Genomic DNA, 19,879 nt, shown 5'->3' on the forward strand with positions numbered 1-19,879 from the left:
CTCGGTGGTCCCGGTTCAGGTGGACCCCACCGCCGTCCTCCGACGACGACGGATCAAGGTCGAAAGTGCGACTGCCAGAGCAACCAGGGAAGTCCCGACGGACTCCCCCGAATCGGCCCCGCCGACCGCGCACGATCCAGAATCAGCGCTACCGGCCGAGCCACCCGCCGTGACGGCTCCACCCGTTCCACTGCTCCCGCCTGCGGTGCCGCTTCCGCCTGCGGTGCCGCTTCCGCCTACGGTGCCGCTTCCGCCTGCGGAGCCGCTCGACCCCGTGCTCCCAGCGGTCCCGCCGCTCATGCCGCCCTGCCCCTGTCCGCCACCCGCACCATCTCCACCGGTTCCGCCTGCACCGCCGCTTCCGCCCGCCCCACCGCTGCACTGCTCTATCTCGGGATCGACCGGCCCGGTCTTGTCGAGACCCAGAAAGGGGATGACGTACTCAGCGGGGAATAACGCGTCGGATGGGCCGTGATCGCCGCCAATCGAGGTGAACGCGTCGAGGACCACGTAGCCGCACTCATTCTCCCAGCGCTGCCGCGTCGCATCGTGGTTGCCGAGCCGAACTCCCGTATCGGTCGACGTCGGGCTCGCGCCCACGCCCAGAACATTGGTCCATTGCTTGATGGCCTCCGTGTGGTTCGGGTACCTGATGATGGTGTCCGCGTCGCCGTGGAAAAGCTGCAGCCGCGGGCGATGTCCCGCATACCCCGGGGCCAGCGTACGGGCGATGTCGCCCCATTCTTGCGCTGTGTGGGTCACCGAGCCTCCCGCGCACGCTCCGCTATATCCGCCGTTGTTGCCTGATTCGTTGGCTCCGCGGCACCCGGCCGGCATGCCCGCCAACGCGGCGCCTGCTTTGAAGACGTCCGGGTAGAGGGCAAGCAGGAGCTCGGTCATCATGCCGCCGGACGAATCTCCCGTCGCATAGACGCGATCCGCGTTGCCTCCGTACGTGTCGAGCGCGTACTTCACCATCTGCCTGATGGCGTGACTGTCGCCACCGCCTTCGCGCGTGCGAGTCTTGTCCGACACGACGTCCCAGCATCTTCCGCTGCTGGGGACGACCATGATGAAGCCATGGTCGTCCGCCGCGTCGACGATGCCCCCGCCCCGCGCCTGACCAAACACTGCACTGGCGGTCCCGCCGCAGTAGTGCACCAGCGTCAGAATCGGAGGATTCGGCGCCACGCGGTCCGGGACATAGACGTACATGCTCACGTCACCAGGCAGACCGCTCACCCCCCAGCCGTTGACCTGATGCAACGTCGCCGCTCCCGCGGAGGGTACCGATCCCAGCATGGCTGCCAGCAAGGCGCCCCAGGCAGTCCAATTTCGGCTCATGATGGAGTTCTCTCCTGTGTGTGAACTGGCTCTGTCGAACCAAGCAAGGCCGCGACGACATGACGCCGGCGATGTCAATGGCGAATCGCCACGCTCACCTCAGGCGACAGAAGGTTCCTTACGGGATCCGCCTTCCTCTTGCTGATGATGGCGAAGCAGATCATCCGGACGGAGGCGGCGCCGAGATCGATCGGATGACGAAGGTCGCCGTGTTCACGACGACCCATCCATGGCGAAGCAAGAGGATACCGATCGGGTCGATTGTGAACGCTCACATGGGCAACGTCAATTCCAATCGACCGGCCCGCGGGGTCGTCCAGCTGGGCGAGCCGCGTCGGACCTGCGTCGAGGCGGATGGGCTCCAGGGGAACGGCGGCCGTGAGCTCGTCGTCGGGCCATTTCGGTTGACGCCGCCGATGTGAGCGCTCACAGTCGCTCGCGACCCACCCTTTCGCTTTTTCCAGGACAGGCCGTCGTGCGCGCAGGGCGCTCGTCCTCGGGATCGATCCCCGCACGGCTCCGCTCGCTCGGTCATCGCGGACAAAGGTGCGTGATTCACTGCGCCGCGCGACAGGGGTGGGCTCTCCGCGGTCCGACATCGTCGCACGAAAGCCCCTGAGCTCCCGAGACGATCGGGGTCAGGGGGCCCCCGGCGCGTCGAGCTACAGCCTGTTCGACGTCTGGACCAAGGCGTCGCGCAACATCGACAGAAACCGAGGAGCGAGATGGCACGTTTGGGAAGCAGATCGAGAGCACGATTCCTGGTGGCGCTCTTATGGACTTCCGGGTGCAGCGACCCGGTGACGACGACCGGCGGAGACGCAGGGCACGATGCCGAGCCCCCCGCGTGCTCCGAGGGCACCTGGGATCACGACGGCGACAGCGCGACGGGCTGCGTCGCATGGACAGGCTGCTCCGCAGGCACCTTCGCGAGCGCCGAGGGCTCGCCTACGGCGGACCGGCGGTGCACGGCGTGCCCGGAGGACACCTTCAGCGACACGATGAACGCGCCGAGCTGCAGGATGCACACGCCCTGCGCGCCTGGGACGAGGCAGACCGCGCCTGGGACGAGCACCACGCCCGCGCAGTGTGACGGCTGCTCGCCGGGCACGTACTGCGCAGGCGGGACCGCCGCGTCTGTCGAGTGCGCGGATGGCACTTGGGACGACGACGCCGATCCCGCGACGACATGCGTCGCGTGGACCGACTGCGTGCCAGGGGAGCGCGTCGGTACGGAGGGGAGCAGCACCGCGGACCGCAGCTGCCTCAAGTGTACGAACGGCGAGCTCACGGCCACGATGAATGCAACCAGCTGCTCCCCGGGTGCCTGGGTGATGAGCTACTTCGGGCCGAATCAGGACGTGGCGAGCGATTCGCTGCATCTCGCCTACAGCACCGACGGGCTCCACTGGTCGGCCCTCGCCGATGGACAGCCGGCGTACCAGCTCACCGGGATGGGCACGAATCACATCCGAGATCCGTTCCTGTTCCGCAAGAACGATGGAACGTACATCTATATCGCCACGGACTGGACGCTCTCGGAAAACGACTCGAACTACTGGAACCATCCGAGCTCCAAGATCTTCGTGGCCGACTCGACCGATCTCATCACCTTCACGAATCCCCGGTTGATCACGCTCACGAACCTCTCGGGCCCCAGCGCCACCCCGATGCACGCCTGGGCCCCGGAGGCTTACTACGATCCCGATCGCGAGCTCTATGCGATCATCTGGTCGGGGAACGACACCACGGGCGCGAACCGCATCTACGTCAGCTACACCGAGGACTTCGTCACCATCGTCAACCCGACCCCCGACGTGCTCTTCGATCCGGGCTACAGCGTCATCGACGCGACGATCACGCAATGGAATGACCGCAACTACCTCTTCTTCAAGGACGAGACGGACAGCAGCGGGAGCGCGCTCACCGGATCGGGCAAGGACATCCAGATCGCGCGCTCCTCGACGCTCGCGCTCGATCCGGCGACGTTCACGCGATGGAGTCCGGACTACATCACACGCGGGTCGACCCAGAGCAGGAGACGAGCGACCGAGGGACCGTTCGTCATCAAGGATCCGCGGGAGAGTCGATGGTACCTCTTCGCCGACTACTACCTGAACGGCGGTGTGTTCGGGTGCTGGAGCACGACGGATCTCGACACGGATCCGGGCTCTTGGACCGAGCTCCCGAGCGCGCAGTACCGCTTTCCGTCCGGCGTGCGCCACGCGAACGCGGTCCGGGTCACGCAGGCGGAGCTCGACGCGATCATCGCCCACTACTGAACATCCTACCGGACCCACGGATGGGTACAGGTTCCCTCATCATGCGCGCACCGAGTTCTTCCCATCCAGAGCGCACTTCCCTCTCTGCGCCACGCGTCGCGCTCACGGCGGCAGCTGGCGCCTTCGCCGCGCTGCTCGTGGTGGTCGGGTGCTCGGATGGGCCCTCGACCGATGCGCCGGACGCGTCGACCAATTCATTGCGGATCATGCCGGCGGTCACGGCGCTCAGCACCTCGGAGTCCGGCGGGCGGGTGACCGTGAGCGTGGCGCTCGACCGCGCGCCGAGCGGGCCTGTCATGGTGCCGGTCTCGAGCTCGGATGCGACCGAAGGCTCCGTCTCACCGGCGACCATCTCCTTCACGGTGGAGGATTGGAGCGTCCCTCGAGAGATCACGGTCACGGGGGTGGACGATGCGGACGGCGACGGGGATCAGATCTTCCGCGTCCGCTTCGGGCCCTCGGTCTCTGCAGACCCAGCCTGCGACGGCCTCGTCGCGGAGTCCGCTGACATCACGAACACGGACGACGACGGTCCAGGGACGGCGGCGATCGTCGTCAGCGACCCGTCGGGGACCCTCGCCGAGCGCGGCGCGCCCGTGACGTTCACCGTGCTCCTCGCGTCGCAGCCGAGCGCGCCCGTGACGATCGCCCTCAGCGTCAGCGACACGACCGAGGCGACGCTGAGCCACGCGGACCTGACGTTCACGGAGGCGAACTGGAGCACGGCGCAGACCGTTACCTTGAGCAGCGTCGATGACTGGCAGGCCGACGGAGCTCAGCCCGTACGTGTCGTCTTCGGCTCACCGGCCAGCGAGGACCCCGAGTATGCGGCCCTCGCCGCCCCCGCTGCTCTCGAGCTATCCAATCTCGACGACGATGTCGGAGGGGGGTACCAGCTTCGCACGACGCACGAGGAGGACGCCCCGCTCTACGTCGCGCACTCCTATTATCACGCGATGATCACCCACCTCGACGATAGGGCAAACAACCAGCTTCCTGCCGACTTCCAGTGGAGAGTGGTGCCCGGCCTGGCGAACCCGGATGATCCGACGCTGGTGTCGTTCGAGCCTGTGGGTTTCGGCGGTCGCTACCTGCACGTCGACAGGATGAATTCGACCCGGTACCCGCTGCAGAGCGAGACGGCCAACCGGGCTGGCGGGCTCTGGCAGACTCCACCCGAAGAGAGGAGTCACCTTCTGTGGATCGACGTGTTCACGGATACCACCACGTTCCGGAGCGACGCCACGTTCCGGATCGTGCCCGCGCTGAACGGGGATCCGACGATGGTCTCGCTGCAGTGGTACTCGGATCCGACACGTCATCTCCGGCGCCTGAACTACCAGATCTATGCGCACGTGCTCGACGGCACGGCGGTCGAGAACTCGGAGGCGTCGTTCGCGCTCGAGCCGCTCGGCTATTTGATCTCGCAGCGCGCCGATCCCCACATCAAGCGGCATACGGACGGGTACTACTACTTCACCGCGAGCGTGCCGACGTACGATCGCATCGAGATCAGGCGCGCGACCACGATACGAGGCCTGGCCAGCGCGACCCCGAAGGTCGTCTGGACGAAGCACGCGACCGGCCCGATGGCGGCGCACATCTGGGCGCCCGAGCTACATTTCATCGACGGCAAGTGGTACATCTATTTCGCCGCCGGAAGCTCGACCAACATCTGGGCCATTCGCATGTATGTGCTCGAGAACTCATCGGCCAACCCGATGGATGGCACGTGGATCGAGCGAGGGCAGATCGTGACGGACTCGGACACGTTCGCGCTCGACGCGACGACGTTCGAGCACGACGGCAAGCGCTATCTCGTGTGGGCGCAGGAGGACCCCAGCGTCGAGGGCGACAACAGCAGCTTGTTCATCGCGGCCATGATGAACCCGTGGACGCTGGCCGGGCCCAACGTGCGGATCGCCAGACCCGAGCACGCCTGGGAGACGGCGGGGTTCGCGGTCAACGAAGGTGCTGCCGTGCTCGAGCGGAATGGGCGGATCTTCATCAGCTACTCAGCGAGCGCGACGGACGATCGCTACTGCCTCGGCCTGCTCACGGCGAGCGCGACGGACGACCTGCTGAGCGCCAGCTCATGGACGAAGAACGAGAATCCAGTGTTCGTCAGCGCAAACGGGCTGTATGGCCCGGGCCACAACTCGTTCACGACCTCGGCGGATGGATCGATCGACGTGCTCGTGTACCACGCGCGGAACTACGAGAAGATCACGGGGGACCCGCTCTACGACCCGAACCGTCACACGCGCGTCCAGCGGCTCGAGTGGAATGCAGACGGAACGCCGAACTTCGGCGTACCGCTCCTGAACGGCGCGAATACGATTGGCGACTGACTGTTTCGCGGAGGAATCGAGCGCGAGCAGCGAGGTGGGGAGCTCGGCACGAGGCTCTCCCAAAATCCCGGAAAATCCGACGGATTGTGACGGTTCGCCCCCGCCGAACAGTGCCGCCAGACACACCGGTCGATGGCGAGCGATCGCCGGAAGCAGCGGGCTCTGCGATGAATCGGCGGGAGAGGGGGACCCGCCTGGGAGTGATGAAAGGTCGGACGGACGACGACGGCAAATCATGAGGACCGCTTCCCCGACGCGCCGCCCCTTGTCTTGGCCCTGGGGGAACCGTCGTGTTACCATGCCCATGGAATGAGCGCCTGCCTGCTCCCCGTCGCGTCGCGTCCGTGGCCTTGCCGCGGCGCGCGTAGCGCGCTCATTCCCCTGCGATCCCGGCTGCTCTGCCGGAGGTCGCCCGCACGCTCGTAGGGGAGCGGCCTTCCGGCGTCTTTCGCTGGCCGCTCCCGGAAGGAAGCGGGCATGGCATCGAAGGCGCCTGCGCGGGCGACCTGGGCGAGCACTCGCGCCGCCCAGCTCGCCGGCGCGGACCTTCAGCCGAGCCCGGATCGCACCGACGACACAAGGAGATCCCAGCTCATGGCACCTCACTCGAACCCCATCGTCCTCACCGAATTTGACCGCGATCGCCTCGCGCGCCTGCTCGAGGCGCTGCGCGCGCGGCCCGGGGGCGACTCCCCGAACCTGGAGGCGCTCGAGATCGAGATCGAGCGCGCCGACGTCGTGAAGCCGGCGGATATCCCGCCGAACGTGGTCACCATGAACTCCAAGGTCGAGCTCTTCGATCTCGACACAGAGGAGCGGCTCTGCGTGACCGTGGTGTTTCCCGGGATCGCCGACGTGAAGAGCGGCCGCATCTCGGTGCTCGCGCCGATGGGGCTCGCGCTGCTCGGCTGTCGAGAGTCCGACGAGGTGGAGTGGCCCACGCCGAGCCGCACCCGGCGGCTCCGGATCGAGCGCATCGTCTATCAGCCCGAGGCGTCGGGTCGCTTCGATCTGTGAGCCTCCGGCGCGAACGGCCGGCCTCGCCGGCGCGTCGTGCGCCTTGAACGCGAAAGGCCCGACGCTGCTCATCGCAGCGCGGGCCTCCGCGGTCGTGTCGTCAGGTTCGAGGTGCCGGTCGCCGCGGGCCGCGGTCCCCCGCGCCTCGACGCCGGCTCAGCAGCCGCAACAGCCGGGCGGGCAGGTGCAAACCTGCGGGGCAAGGCCCGCCTGGAGCTCCGTGGGGACCTCCACCGTCAGGCGCGCAGGGCGCTCCTCGACGGTCTCCTGCTTCGACTCGACCTCGACCTCGACCTTGATCTGCTCGTTCATGGCGATTGCTCCGTAGTGAGTTGGTTATTTCCATCCGGGGACTCGACGTCCCGCGAGGAGGGCTATTGCAGTCGCCGTGCCACGCCGTTTTGCCGCGATATCGGCCGCTTTGGCGCGGTAGCGGCCGCGCTTGAGCAACCCCTTTCCCAGTTGGGGAAACCGGTCTGGCATCGCCCTTCCCTTCCAACCAGCTCCGGTACACCCGATGGGATCCCCGAGCGGCGCTCGCCCGCACAGGAGACGGGCTCAGATCGGCGTTTTCGGCGCGCAGGCGCACTCCGGTGCGCCGAGCACCGAAAACGTCGAGATGGGCCCGTATCCGAAGCGGGCGAGCGCCGCTCGGCACGGAGCTCGCAACGCACGGGGGGTGATGGACACGTCAATCATCCCCGAACTGCTCTCCTTCCGTGCGCCGTGGCTCGAAGAGAAGCTCGTCAAGGACCGGGTGGTCCCTTCCTGCGAGGAGGCGGCGCGGCTCCTCGACGAGGTAAAGAAATACCTCTTCCTCTGCGAGGCGAACCGGACCCGGCAAGTCCCCATGTTCTCCCGGAGGATCGACGAGGTCTGGCACCAGTTCGTCCTCTTCACCGAGGAGTATGCGGCCTTCGGACACCGCTTCTTCGGCGAGTTCGTCCACCACACCGCCAACACGGCTCCTCGCGGCCCCGGATCGCGCCCCGAGATGACCCGCGCCGAGTTTCGCGCCGAGTACGAGGCGTTCTTCGGGCCCGTCTCCGCGGCGTGGAGCGACGAGCTCGCCGTGACGCCCGACACGCGGCTCATCCGCGTCACGTTCGGCCGCCCCATCTTCGTTCGGGTAGAGGAGGGGAGGGCGGATCTCGTGTGGTCGCTGGAGCCGCCGCGCGTGCTCCTGCGCATCGACGCGTGGGCGAAGGACGCGCTGCAGTTCATCGTCGACTGCGATCACTTCTATGTCCGCGAGCTCCCCGGCCTCGAGGACGGCGAGCGCGTGGCGCTCTGCCGTCCGCTCGTGAAGGGCGACTTCCTCCGGGTCGCGCCATGAGGCTCGCCGAGCTCACCGCCCTCTTCGGGCGGCTCGATTTCCCGGGCCCCGAGGGCCGCGGCCATCCGCCGCGCGATCACGTCCGCGCGATCGAGGGCGCGGTCCGCGCCGGGCTCTCGGACGACGAGCTCCTGCTCGATCTCTTCGCGCTCGAGATCGAGCGTCGCGACGGCGCGCCGGATCTCGCGCCGTTCCACGTTATCCCCGAGCTCGGCGTGCGCCTCGCGTTCGCGTACTGGCGGCCCGGGCGCGCGGCCGGCGCCCACGAGCACTCGGACTGGACGGTCACGGCGGTCGTCCACAACACGCTCGACGTCGCGACCTTCGACTGGGACGCGACGGCCCGCGCGCGGCGGCTCGTGCCGAAGCGGCTGTTCTCCGCGGAGGCCGGTCGGGTCGGTCACATCTACGGGCCGTGCATCCACGATCCCCGGAACCCGACGGGGAGCTGGTCCATCTCGCTGCACCTGTTCGGCCCTCACGACGGTCCTGTCATCGAGGCGCAGGTGGGCCCCATCGAGGGCCTGACCCCCGCGGCGCCCCGAGCGGAGCCGGACGACGCGCTCTCGGCGGCGCTCCTCGCGCACGAGCGGGAGTGCGTGCGCCGGGCGCAGATCGACGCCCTCGAGCGGCGGGGCCCGCTGGCCGCCGCGCTCCTCGCGCGCCTCCACGCCCGCGGCGACGCGGGGACCCGGCGGCGCGCCGCCCGGGCGCTCGGCCGGACCGAGGCCCTCGGCGCGCACGCCGTCCTCGCACGCCGCTGGCCGGGCGTGGATCTCGACGTGGCGCCACGCGCGGGCCGCGCCGAGCTCGTCGCGCGGTGCGGCCCGCGCGCCCAGGTCCTTCTCCGCGTCGACCCGTGGGCCGGGCCTGCGCTCCGCGCGGTGTCGACCGCCCGGGAGCTCCGCCCCAGCGACATCCCCGGTCTCGCGGAGGCGGAGCAGCTCGCGCTCGCCCGCGCCCTCGTCGACTGGGGGACCTTTCAGCCCTTCGAAGCCCAGGAGAACTGAGCCATGCAAACCACGCAGCCCATGCAGCCCACGCAATCCGCGCAGACAGACATCGTGACGCCGAGCGCCCGCAGGCGGCCTGATCTCCTTGCCTACCGGGCGCCGTTCGTCATCAGCAAGCTGCTCATGAACAAGACCGTGGCCACCGAGCGCGAGGCAGAGGCGCTGTTCCGGGAGCTCGTGCGCTATCTCTGGCTCGTCGACTCCGACCGCACCCGCGCTTACCCGATGTTCTCGCTGCGCGTCGACGAGGCCTGGCACCAGTTTGCTCTCTTTACAATCGAATATGCCGACTTCTGCCGGCGTTTCTTCGGGCGCTTCCTCCACCACGCGCCGAGCAATGCGCCCGCCACGCACGCCTGCCGCGAGGCGACGTGGGACGAGTTCGCGGACGCGTACAGCGCCCTGTACGGCGAGCCGCCGCCCGAGCTGTGGAGCGACGCTTCGTCCGTCTGCGGCCCCCGCCGCGTGATCCGCGACCGCGAGGTGTCGGTCCGGCTGAGCGACGGCAAGGCGGAGCTCGTCGACGGCGACGCGGTGCTCGTCCGCGTCGACGCCTGGGGCGAGCCCGCGCTGCGCTTCATCGCCCGGTACGGCATCTTCTACGTGCGCGAGCTGCCCGGGCTCGACCTGGACGACCGGATCGCCCTCTGCCGGGCGCTCGTGGCGTCGCGGACGCTCCGCGTCGCTCCGTAGCCGGTGCGGCTGCGCTGCGACGCGCGATGATTTGTTCTTTTTCGCGGCTTTGCGGCTTTGCGGCTTTGCGACTTTGCGTTGAAATCTCTCCGGATCCTTGGACGGATTCCAGGTGGGCGTCGCTAGCGCGAACCGGCGCCCAGGAGGGCGGTCATCGAGAGCTGCTGAGGACCGTCGCCGAACCGCGCCTGCAGCCTGCCGAGGATCGCCTTACCGAACGCTTCCCAGCGCTCGTCGCCCAGCTTGTCCCGCAGCAGCACAAGCGGCGCGTTCGTCCGGGAAACCGAGCGCCAGAACTCCTCGGTCGAGGGCGACTCGCGGGAGTGCTCCACCTCGCGCACCGAGACGTCTCGGAACCCGGCAGCCTCCATCTCGGCGCGGAGCTCGTCGGGCTCTCCGAGCGGCGCCTTGCCCTCGCCGAAGGGCAGCCCGGGCAGCTCGGCGCCGATCGCCGAGAAGAGCTCTCCGAGGATGGGCGTCCTGTCCATCGGCGCCCAGCTCCCGACGACGGCGCGGCCACCGGGGCGCAGCACCCGGAGGAGCTCGCGGAAGCCGCGGTCGCGGTCGGGGAAGAACATCAGCCCGAACATCGAGAAGGCGGCGTCGAAGGAGCCGTCCTCGAAGGGCAGCGCCATGCCGTCGCCGACGCGGGCGTCCACCGCGAGCCCCGCGCGCGCGGCGCGCTCGCGCAGCTGCTCGACCATCGCGGGGGCGAAATCGATCGCGGTCACGCGCGCCTCCCCGGCGGCGAGGAGGGACAGGGTGCCTGGCCCGGCGGCCACGTCGAGCACGCGGGCGCCCGGGCCGACGCCGGCGAGCCGGAGGGCGTCGGCGGCATACTTCTCGAAGTGAGGGACGATGTCGGCCGCGTAGTCGTCGGCGACCATGTTCCACGCGACAGGGATGGCGAGGGGGCTCGGAGGCTGGGTCATCGGCAGAGGTGCTACCACGTGCGCGCCGAGCGGATCCAGCCGCAGGCGTCCTGGCGCGGCGTTCCCTTGGCCGGCGCTCACGCCCTCGCGGCGAGGCGACGGCCGCCGCGCGTCCGCGCGAGGGAGATGCCGTGATGAGGTGATGCGGTGATCACCGCGCGACCGCGCTCTCGCGTCGACTCGCCATGCGCGCCTGCGCCAGCGCCTTCGGCGCGCCCCTCGCGCCGGCGGGGCTTGCAGCCGCCTCCGACGAGCTCGGATCAGCGTCCGAGTCCGCGCTCTGCTCCTCATCTGCCTTGTCGCCGCCCTCGGTCGCGTCATGGCGGGGCAGCACGGTCCTCGCGGTCGACACGAGCAGCACGCTGGTCAGCGCGACGACGCTCGCAGATCCAGCGACGAGCACCGCGATATGCATCATTGTGCGCTGGAGGAGGCTCCCTTCATTCAACTTCCGGAGGATCTTCAACATCGTGCTACCTGCCTCGTTCGCGAGCGCCCGCTCGCTGCCAGCGTCCCTGTGACGACTCCTGCGAGTGCGAGCGTCGTGCCAGCAGCCATCCGCTGGAACCAGCGCATGGATCGAGGGGCTTCTTGCGCCGCTCTGCCAAAGCTGACAAGTCCGCCACCTGTACAATGGCTCATCCTGCCAAAATGACAATCCGTTCTTTGAGCGTTTGGTCACCGTGTGCACCGCGCGCGGACCGCGCGCGCCGGCGACCGTGGCAAAGGGAAGACATGCGTCTCTGACGCGCCTGCCGAGCCTTCCACGCTTTCGGGTCGCATCCTGTCCTGTCGATCTGACCAGCCTGGACGAGGACTCCGGCGCTTCGTCCACCACACCCGCCACACCACCACACGTCCGGGCTCTTCCGGCGGGCGCGCGGTCGTCGCGCGGTCGTCGCCGATCGCTGCCCCCTCCTGCGGGCGGCGGGGTAGAGATCGGGCCCATGCTGCTCACCCGCGCCGAAGCCACAGGATTCCGGGAGACCTCCCTGCACGCCGACGTGATGCGGTTCGTCCGCGCGCTCGAAGGCCGCAACGACCCGCGCCTGCACGTGACCACCTTCGGGACCAGCCCGGGCGGGAGGGAGCTGCCGCTCCTCGTGCTGTCCAAGGACGGCGTGCGATCCCCGGACGAGGCCCGCCGCGCCGGGCGCCCCGTGGTGCTGATGCTCGACGGGATCCACCCCGGCGAGGTGGAGGGCAAGGAGGCCAGCCTCGCGCTCGTCCGCGATCTGCTCGACGGTCGCCACCCGGACTGGCTCGACGCCCTCGTGCTCCTCGTCGTTCCTCTGTTCAACGCCGATGGCAACGACGCGCTCGACCCGCGGAACCGCCGCCTCGACCTCAAGAAGCTCACCGGCCAGCCAGGTCCCGTCGTGGGCACCCGCACCCAGAGCCAGGGCATCAACCTGAACCGCGACTACCTCCGCCAGGCCGCGCCCGAGATGCGCCTGCTCCAGCAGCGCGTGTGCATCCCCTGGGCGCCCGATCTCACGATCGACAACCACGCGACCAACGGGTCGGTGCACCGGTTCCAGATGACGGTCGACGTGCCGCACACCATCGAGTCCGGCCGCCCCGAGCCGATCGCGATGGTGCGCGACCGCCTGGTCCCCGACGTGATCGCCGCGGTCCGGCGGCGCGGCTTCGAGAGCGGCTGGTACGGCAACTTCGTCGAGGACGAGCGGGTGCTCGACGCGGACGGCGAGGTCGACCCGGCCTCGCCCGTCGGCCTCGGCTGGATGACCTACCCGCACCACCCGCGGTTCGGCTCGAACTACCGCGGGCTCACGGGGCGGCTCGACCTGCTCCTCGAGTGCTATAGCTATCTCCCGTTCGAGGAGCGCGTCCAGACCGCCTCGGCGTGGCAGATCGAGGCCCTCTCCTGGGTGGCCGCCCACGCCGACGCGGTCCGCGAGGTCGTGGCCGCGAGCGCCCGGCCGCCGGAGCGCGTCGCGGTCCGGTACCGCCTCGAGGCGACCGGGGCCCCGATCGACATCCTGACGCGCAGCCCGCGCGCGTTCGACGGCCAGCCTGTCACCCTGCGGATCCCGCACCACGCGCGGTTCGTCGGGACCACGGTGGTGGATCGCCCGAGGGCGTACCTCGTGCCGCCGGCGATCGCCGAGGCCCTGCGCCGGCACGGCCTCCGCGTCGAGCCGGCCGGGGGCATCTACGACGTCGAGGTCGCCCGGGTGGCGTCGCTCGGCGCCGAGGGCGGACGGGCGATCCTGGAGGCGGCCCGGGTCGGCGAGGTGTCGGTGCGGTGGCGCGAGGAGGCCCGGCGGGCCCCCGAGGGCTGGTCCCGGGTCGACACCGAGCAGCCGCTCGGCGCGATCGCCGTGTACCTGTGCGAGCCGGAGAGCGACGACGGGGCGGTCGAGAACGGCCTGGTGGAGGCGCCCGCCATCGGGGACGAGCACCCGGCATGGCGGGTCCGGTGAGCCCGGAGGGATCGGGCGGTCAGGGCTTCTTGGCCGCCATCGCGAACGCGATCCCGTGGGAGAGGTCGCGGCGCGTGACGATGCTTCTGAGCTCCACCTCCAGGGCGACCAGCGCCTGAGCGACCTCGGGCCGGATGCCCGTCAACACCACCTCGACGCCGAGCAGCCGCACCGCCTGCGCGATCCGCGCGAGCGCGCTCGCTGCCCGCGTATCGAAGGCGGAGACGCCCGTGAGGTCGACGATGCATATCTGCGCTCCCTTGTCGGAGATCTTGTCGAGGAGCGCCTCCGTCAGCTGCTGCGAGCGGCGCTCGTCCAGCGTGCCGATGAGCGGCAGGACAAGCACCTCGTCGCAGATGGGGATGAGCGGCGTCGACAGCTCGCGAAGGGCGGCAGACTGCACGCGCAGCCGATCCTGGAGCTCCTTCTGCTTGGTGATGACCTCGGTGAACATCATGATGCCGCCGATCCCCCCGCGCTCGTCGTGCCACGGGAAGACCTGCCAGCGCACCCACTCGATGCGCCCGTCGGCCCGCTGGAACGGGTCCTCCTCGTGGCGCTCGCTCGCCCCTGCGAGGCAGCGCTGGTGGATGTCCTTCCATCGCTGCGGGATGTCGGGGAAGACCTCGTAGTGCGAGAGACCGATGATCTCGCGCGGCGCGAGGCCATAGTCTTCGAGCCAGCGCTTGCTCGTCAGCAGGTAACGCATGTCGCGGTCGAACAGCGCGACCGCCGCCGGCATGTAACTCGTCAGGAGCCGCACGTAGTCTGCGAGCCGTTCCACCCCCGCGTCGCGACGGCCCCTGTCCTTCTCGAGCTCGCTCACGCGCCGGCGCAGCCGCTCGATTTCCGCGACGAGCTCGTCGTGATCCCGTCCCTTCATGTCGCACGCTCCCCCCTCTGTTTGCCCAGGGCGCGCTCGCGCTCTCGCGCGTCGTCGCGAGTCTATAGCGACCCCGGCCCACGCCCGCAGCCCGTCGCGCGTCGCGCGGCTCTTGCCGCCGCCCCGCTTCGCGGCTCAAGCTGCGCGCACGGCGCGCCCCTCGACACGGGCGGCCCCTGCAGCCCCGACCGGCCTCCCGACCCAACGAGAGCCCATGAAAGACCAGATTCCCGGGTTTCTGTTCATCGACCACATCGCCATGGCGGTGCCCGCCGGGCAGCTCGACGCGCAGGTGAAGGCGTACGAGATGCTCGGCTTCCGCGAGGTGCACCGGGAGGAGGTGAGGGGCACGGATCAGGTCCGCGAGGTGATGCTCCGCATCGGCGACAGCGACAACCACGTCCAGCTCCTGGAGCCGCTCTCTGCCGAGTCTCCCGTCCAGAAGCTCATCGACAAGAACGGTGGTCGCGGGGGCTTCGCCCACGTCGCCTACAGGGTCAGCGACGTCCAGGCCGCCTTCGACGAGCTCAAGGCGCGCGGCTTCCGCATCATCGACGCGGCGCCGCGGCCGGGCTCCCGGGGCACGACGATCTTCTTCGTGCACCCCCGATCGCGCGACGACGCGCCGTTCGGTCACCTCATCGAGGTCGTGCAGTCCCATGGATGACAGGCTCTTCGCCGAGTTCGCGCCGGTCGCGCTCGCGACGTGGAAGCAGGCGCTCCACCGCGATCTCAAGGGCAAGACCGCGGACGACCTCTCCTGGGCGAGCGCCGAGGGGCTCCTCGTGCCGCCGATCTTCGCGCCGGACAGCCCCTCGCTCCCGCCGGCCACGGGCGGCCCGCTCGTGGCGTCGCTGGTCGCCGAGCTCGGGAGCGGCGCGCCGGAGCTGCGCTTCACGATGGGATGCAGCTATTTCCTGGAGATCGCCCGCCTGCGCGCCGCGCGCCTCCTGGCCGAGCGCCTGCGGCCGGGCGCCACGATCACCGCCGTCATCCCGTCGGCCGCGGTCCCTGGCGACGAGGAGCACAAGAACCTCCTCCGCGGCATCGTCGGGATGATGGCGGCCATCGCGGGCGGCGCGGACGACATCGTGGTCACGCCGCCCGAGCGCCTGCTCGGCAACGCCCGGGTCATCCTCCGCGAGGAGGCCCGCTTCGACGCCGGAGACAGCCCTGCGGCCGGCTGCTGGACCATCGAGCAGCTCTCGCGGAGCCTCGCGCGCGCGGCGATGCGGCAGCTCGGCGATACGAGGGAGATCCCGGAGCCGGGCGCGGCCCCGTCGGACGTCGCGTCGCTCGAGCACCTCGGCTTCTCCGCCGGCGCGCCGCCGTTCCTGCGCGGGCCGTATACCAGCATGTACGTGGTCCGGCCGTGGACCGTCCGGCAGTACGCCGGCTACTCGACGGCCGAGGAGTCGAACGCGTTCTACCGCCGCAACCTGGCCGCAGGGCAGACCGGGCTCTCGGTGGCCTTCGACCTCGCGACCCACCGCGGCTACGACTCGGATCACCCGCGCGTGGTCGGCGATGTGGGGAAGGCCGGTGTGGCCATCGACACCGTCGAGGACATGAAGATCCTCTTCGACCAGATCCCGCTCGATACGATGAGCGTGTCGATGACCATGAACGGCGCCGTGCTCCCCATCATGGCCTTCTACATCGTCGCCGCCGAGGAGCAGGGCGTGCGCCCCGAGCTGCTCTCCGGGACCATCCAGAACGACATCCTCAAGGAGTTCATGGTCCGGAACACCTATATCTACCCTCCGGCGCCGTCGATGAGGATCGTCGCCGACATCTTCCGTTACACCGCCGAGAAGACACCCAGGTTCAACTCGATCAGCATCAGCGGCTATCACATGCAGGAGGCCGGCGCGACCGCCGAGCTGGAGCTCGCGTACACGCTCGCCGACGGCCTCGAGTACCTGCGCACCGGGATCGCGTCGGGCATGGATATCGACGATTTCGCCGGGCGGTTCTCGTTCTTCTTCGGCATCGGCATGGACCATTTCACCGAGATCGCCAAGCTGCGGGCCGCGCGGCTCCTGTGGGCGAAGATCGTGAAGGGGTTCCACCCGAAGAACCCGAAGACCATGGCGCTGAGGACCCACTGCCAGACGTCGGGCTGGAGCCTCACCGAGCAGGACCCGTTCAACAACGTCACGCGGACGGCCATCGAGGCGCTCGCGGCCGTGCTCGGCGGCACGCAGTCGCTGCACACGAACGCGCTGGACGAGGCGCTGGCGCTCCCCTCGGACTTCTCGGCGAAGATCGCGCGCGACACCCAGCTCCTCTTGCAGCGGGAGACCGATATCTGTCGGGTCGTCGATCCGTGGGGCGGCTCCTACCACGTCGAGCGCCTGACGGACCGGCTCGCGCGGAGAGCGTGGCAGTTCATCCAGGAGGTGGAGTCCCTGGGCGGCATGGTCAAGGCCATCGAGAACGGCCTTCCCAAGCTGCGCATCGAGGAGGCGGCGGCCCGCAAGCAGGCCCGGATCGACGCGGGCCGCGACATCATCGTCGGGGTCAACGCGTACAGGCTGGAGAGAGAGGCGCCACTCTCGCTCCGCGAGGTGGACAACACGGCGGTTCGCGAGAAGCAGCTCGCGCGGCTGCGCGAGGTGAAGGCCGCCCGCGCGGAGGCCGCCGTGGGCGAGTCGCTCGCCGCGCTCACCCGCGCTGCCGAGACGGGCGAGGGGAACCTGCTGGCGCTCGCCGTCGACGCCGCGCGCCGCCGCGCGACGCTCGGCGAGATCTCCGACGCGCTCGAGCGCGTCTTCGGCCGCTACGAGGCCCCGGTGCGCACGGTGAGCGGCGTCTACGGCGCGGAGATCCGCGATGCGGCCGCCGGCCGCGAGGTGGAGGCGCTCGTCCAGCAGTTCGCGGCCCTCGAGGGCCGGCGCCCGCGCATCCTCGTCGCCAAGATGGGTCAAGACGGGCACGACCGGGGGATGAAGGTCATCGCCACCGCCTTTGCGGATCTCGGGTTCGACGTCGATATCGGTCCGCTCTTCCAGACCCCGGACGAGGTGGCTCGCCACGCCGTCGAGAACGACGTGCACGTGGTCGGGGTCTCCTCGCTCGCCGGCGGCCACAAGACCCTGGTCCCACAGCTCATCGACGCGCTCGGGCAGGCGGGCCGAGGGGACATCCTCGTCGTGGCGGGCGGCGTGATCCCGCCGCAGGACTACCGGTATCTGGAGGAGCGCGGCGTCGCGGGGATCTTCGGGCCCGGGACGGTCATCCCCGAGGCCGCCGCGCGGATCGTCCGGACGCTCCTTGGGAGCCTCTCGTCGCAGGAGGCGCGCTAGGTTGAAGGCGAGCCCGAGGCAGCTCGTCGACGGTCTCCTCGCGGGCGACCGGGCGGCGCTCGCGCGCGCGATCACGCTCGCCGAGAGCTCGCTCCCCCGCCACCAGGAGCTCGCCGAGGAGGTACTGGAGCGCTGCCTGCCTCACGCCGGCGGCGCCACGCGCCTCGGCATCACCGGCGTGCCCGGGGTCGGCAAGAGCACGTTCGTCGACGCCCTCGGCGTTCACCTCGTGCGCGATCGGGGAGAGACGGTGGCCGTGCTCGCTGTCGACCCGAGCAGCCCTGTCCACGGCGGGAGCATCCTTGGCGACAAGACCCGGATGCCACGGCTGGCGAGCGACCCGCGGGCCTTCATCCGGCCCTCGCCGTCGGGCGGCTCGCTCGGCGGCGTGGCGCGGGCCACGCGCCAGGCCATCGTGCTCTGCGAGGCGGCGGGATACCGCAACATCCTCGTCGAGACGGTGGGAGTCGGGCAATCCGAGGTCGCCGTCGCCGACATGACGGATTGCTTCCTGCTCCTCATGCTGCCCGGGGCCGGCGACGAGCTGCAAGGCGTGAAGCGCGGCATCATGGAGCTTGTCGATCTCGTGATCATCAACAAGGCCGACGGCGGGAACGTCGACAGGGCCGCGCGAGCGCGCCGCGATTATGAGAGCGCCTTGCACCTGTTCCCTCCGGCGCCTCACGGCTGGGCGCCCGTCGTCGGCGTCTGCTCGGCCCAGGAGGGCCGAGGCGTCAGCGAGGCATGGGAGAACGTGCTGCGCCACCGCGCGCACATGCAGGCCAGCGGCTGGCTCCTGCGCCGCCGCGCGGGGCAGGCGCGCCGCTGGCTGTTCGAGCTCATCGAGGGGCACCTGCGGGAGGCGTTCCTGCGCAGCGCTGCCGTGCGAGAGCGCCTGTCCGGCGTGGAGGCCCTCGTCGAGGCGGGATCGCTCAGCCCGCTGCGCGCCGCGCGGCAGCTGCTGGAGGCCTGGGGCCAGCGCGGCCTATAAGGGGGCCCTCCCATGCGCGATGTCTGCTGGCGCTGCCGGCGCCCCCGTCCGGTCTGCTATTGCGCGCTCCTGCCCTCCTTGCCGACGCGGACCCGGGTCGTGCTCCTCCAGCACCCGCGCGAGCGCCGGGTGGGGATCGGCACGGCGCGCATGACCCACCTGGCGCTGCCCAACTCCGAGCTGCACGAGGGGGTGGTCTTCGAGGATGACGCCCGGATCGCCGCCCTCGCGAGCGATCCGACCACGGCCGTGCTCTTTCCTGGGGGCGACGCGCACCCGGCGAGCGGGCCGCCGGTGCGCTCGCTCATCGTGGTCGACGGCACGTGGTGGCAGGCGAGGAAGATGCTCGCGCTGAACCCGCGCCTGGCGGCGGTGCGCCGCATCGGCGTGGCGCCCCGGGCGCCGGGCAACTACCGCATCCGCAAGGAGCCCCGGCCCGAGTGCCTCGCCACGGTCGAGGCGGTGGCCAGCGCGCTCGGCGCGCTCGAGGGCGAGCCCGCGCGCTTCGAGGAGATGCTGCGGGCCTTCACATTCATGGTCGACCGGCAGATCGAGCACCAGGCGAGGAGCGACGCCCCGCGGCGGCGGCGCGCGAAGGCGGCCCCGCGGCTCGCGCCGCTGCGCCCCTACCTCGCCGAGCCGGCGAGGGTGGTGCTCGTCGACGGCGGGGCCAGCTCCGGATGGCCGGCGGGCGCCGGCGCGGCCGAGCCGAGCTCAGAGCTCGTCCACCTCGTGGCCTGCCGCGCGCCGGGCGAGCGCTTCGAGGCGTTCCTCCGCCCGCGGCGCCCGCTGGGCCCGAGCGTCTCGCACCAGCTCGAGGTGCCCGAGGCCCGCCTGCAGGGCGGCGAGGACGTCGGCGCGGCCCTGACCCGCTTCCGCGCCTTCGTCGGCCCGGACGGCGTGCTGGGCACCTGGGGCTGCTTCACGCTGGACCTGCTCGCGCAGGAGGGCCTCGGGCGCCTGCCGTTCCTCGACCTGCGCGACCTCTGCGCGCGGCACCTCGGGCGGCGGCCGGGCGGCATCGCCGACGGGGCGCGGGCGCTCCGGGCCGGGGAGCCGGCGCCGCAGGGGGCCGGTCGGTGCGGGCGCACGGTGGGGTGGCTCGAGGTCGTCCTTGCGCGCCTGCTCGATCTCGCGGGAGAGGACCACGGCGCCGGTCTTCCGGGATGATGAGCGCCCGCCGCAGCGAGCGGGCGGGCGCGCTGGCGGATAGAGCTCGTCTTCTCCGGCGCCGGGGCGACACGGTCGACGACGAGCCCGAAGGGCACGAGCACCGCGGCTT

Annotated in this window: 17 protein-coding genes; 12 read left to right on the top strand and 5 right to left on the bottom strand. The window is 70.3% G+C overall.

The window, feature by feature from the left end:
* Nucleotides 1–15: 15 nt before the first annotated feature.
* Nucleotides 16–1,344 (bottom strand): extracellular catalytic domain type 1 short-chain-length polyhydroxyalkanoate depolymerase, encoded by a 1,329-nt coding sequence (locus WMF29_RS14990; protein ID WP_437329479.1) that lies wholly within the window; start codon nt 1,342–1,344, stop codon nt 16–18.
* A 20-nt stretch (nt 1,345–1,364) separates the two neighbouring features.
* Here WMF29_RS14990 and WMF29_RS14995 point away from each other — a divergent pair, with 20 nt between their 5' ends.
* The 4 genes from WMF29_RS14995 (at nt 1,365) to rnk (ending at nt 6,994) form a co-directional block, all read left to right on the top strand.
* Nucleotides 1,365–1,766 (top strand): hypothetical protein, encoded by a 402-nt coding sequence (locus WMF29_RS14995; RefSeq protein ID WP_437329480.1) that lies wholly within the window; start codon nt 1,365–1,367, stop codon nt 1,764–1,766.
* Nucleotides 1,767–2,108: 342 nt separating this feature from the next.
* On the top strand, nt 2,109–3,626 hold the full coding sequence (locus WMF29_RS15000) for a hypothetical protein (RefSeq protein WP_437329481.1): 1,518 nt from the start codon (nt 2,109–2,111) through the stop codon (nt 3,624–3,626).
* Nucleotides 3,627–3,667: 41 nt separating this feature from the next.
* Nucleotides 3,668–5,977, top strand: a complete 2,310-nt coding sequence (locus tag WMF29_RS15005) for a family 43 glycosylhydrolase (RefSeq protein WP_437329482.1) — start codon at nt 3,668–3,670, stop codon at nt 5,975–5,977.
* Between the two features lie 477 nt (nt 5,978–6,454).
* Nucleotides 6,455–6,994 carry a nucleoside diphosphate kinase regulator gene (rnk, locus tag WMF29_RS15010; protein WP_437329483.1) on the top strand — a complete coding sequence of 180 codons (540 nt, stop codon included), beginning with the start codon at nt 6,455–6,457 and terminating at the stop codon, nt 6,992–6,994.
* A 156-nt stretch (nt 6,995–7,150) separates the two neighbouring features.
* Here the strand turns inward: rnk and WMF29_RS15015 are convergent, their stop codons facing one another.
* Complete coding sequence (locus tag WMF29_RS15015; protein ID WP_272103759.1) at nt 7,151–7,306, bottom strand: hypothetical protein; 156 nt, start codon at nt 7,304–7,306, stop codon at nt 7,151–7,153.
* A gap of 370 nt (nt 7,307–7,676) precedes the next feature.
* Here WMF29_RS15015 and WMF29_RS15020 point away from each other — a divergent pair, with 370 nt between their 5' ends.
* From WMF29_RS15020 to WMF29_RS15030, 3 genes are read left to right on the top strand one after another with little or no spacing between them, the layout of a single operon-like run.
* Nucleotides 7,677–8,330, top strand: a complete 654-nt coding sequence (locus tag WMF29_RS15020; protein WP_437329484.1) for a hypothetical protein — start codon at nt 7,677–7,679, stop codon at nt 8,328–8,330.
* Nucleotides 8,327–9,340 carry a hypothetical protein gene (locus tag WMF29_RS15025; RefSeq protein WP_437329485.1) on the top strand — a complete coding sequence of 338 codons (1,014 nt, stop codon included), beginning with the start codon at nt 8,327–8,329 and terminating at the stop codon, nt 9,338–9,340. The genes WMF29_RS15020 and WMF29_RS15025 overlap by 4 nt, the downstream gene beginning before the upstream one ends.
* Nucleotides 9,341–9,343: 3 nt before the next feature.
* On the top strand, nt 9,344–10,036 hold the full coding sequence (locus WMF29_RS15030; protein WP_437329486.1) for a glycine-rich domain-containing protein: 693 nt from the start codon (nt 9,344–9,346) through the stop codon (nt 10,034–10,036).
* Nucleotides 10,037–10,158: 122 nt separating this feature from the next.
* On the opposite strand, the gene WMF29_RS15035 is transcribed toward WMF29_RS15030, so the two are convergent.
* On the bottom strand, nt 10,159–10,968 hold the full coding sequence (locus WMF29_RS15035) for a class I SAM-dependent methyltransferase (RefSeq protein ID WP_437329487.1): 810 nt from the start codon (nt 10,966–10,968) through the stop codon (nt 10,159–10,161).
* Between the two features lie 151 nt (nt 10,969–11,119).
* On the bottom strand, nt 11,120–11,437 hold the full coding sequence (locus WMF29_RS15040; protein ID WP_437329488.1) for a hypothetical protein: 318 nt from the start codon (nt 11,435–11,437) through the stop codon (nt 11,120–11,122).
* Between the two features lie 478 nt (nt 11,438–11,915).
* Between WMF29_RS15040 and WMF29_RS15045 the strand changes: the two genes are divergently transcribed.
* On the top strand, nt 11,916–13,415 hold the full coding sequence (locus tag WMF29_RS15045) for a M14 family metallopeptidase (RefSeq protein ID WP_437329489.1): 1,500 nt from the start codon (nt 11,916–11,918) through the stop codon (nt 13,413–13,415).
* 19 nt (nt 13,416–13,434) lie between these two features.
* Here WMF29_RS15045 and WMF29_RS15050 read toward each other — a convergent pair whose 3' ends face one another.
* On the bottom strand, nt 13,435–14,298 hold the full coding sequence (locus WMF29_RS15050; RefSeq protein ID WP_437329490.1) for a PAS domain-containing protein: 864 nt from the start codon (nt 14,296–14,298) through the stop codon (nt 13,435–13,437).
* A 214-nt stretch (nt 14,299–14,512) separates the two neighbouring features.
* Between WMF29_RS15050 and WMF29_RS15055 the strand changes: the two genes are divergently transcribed.
* Genes WMF29_RS15055 through WMF29_RS15070 form a run of 4 tightly spaced genes read left to right on the top strand, consistent with a single transcriptional unit; the run spans nt 14,513 to nt 19,767 of the window.
* Nucleotides 14,513–14,965, top strand: coding sequence for a VOC family protein (locus WMF29_RS15055; RefSeq protein WP_437329491.1), 453 nt, complete (start codon nt 14,513–14,515; stop codon nt 14,963–14,965).
* The gene (scpA, locus tag WMF29_RS15060) at nt 14,958–17,606 is read left to right on the top strand and encodes a methylmalonyl-CoA mutase (RefSeq protein ID WP_437329492.1); all 2,649 of its coding nucleotides are present in this window, start codon (nt 14,958–14,960) and stop codon (nt 17,604–17,606) included. Before WMF29_RS15055 ends, scpA begins: the two co-directional genes overlap by 8 nt.
* A gap of 1 nt (nt 17,607) precedes the next feature.
* On the top strand, nt 17,608–18,597 hold the full coding sequence (meaB, locus tag WMF29_RS15065) for a methylmalonyl Co-A mutase-associated GTPase MeaB (RefSeq protein ID WP_437329493.1): 990 nt from the start codon (nt 17,608–17,610) through the stop codon (nt 18,595–18,597).
* A 12-nt stretch (nt 18,598–18,609) separates the two neighbouring features.
* Nucleotides 18,610–19,767, top strand: a complete 1,158-nt coding sequence (locus WMF29_RS15070; protein ID WP_437329494.1) for a DTW domain-containing protein — start codon at nt 18,610–18,612, stop codon at nt 19,765–19,767.
* Nucleotides 19,768–19,879: the final 112 nt, after the last annotated feature.

This window comes from Sorangium sp. So ce381, assembly GCF_051473845.1.
GTDB classification, from domain to species: Bacteria; Myxococcota_A; Polyangia; order Polyangiales; family Polyangiaceae; genus Sorangium; species Sorangium atrum.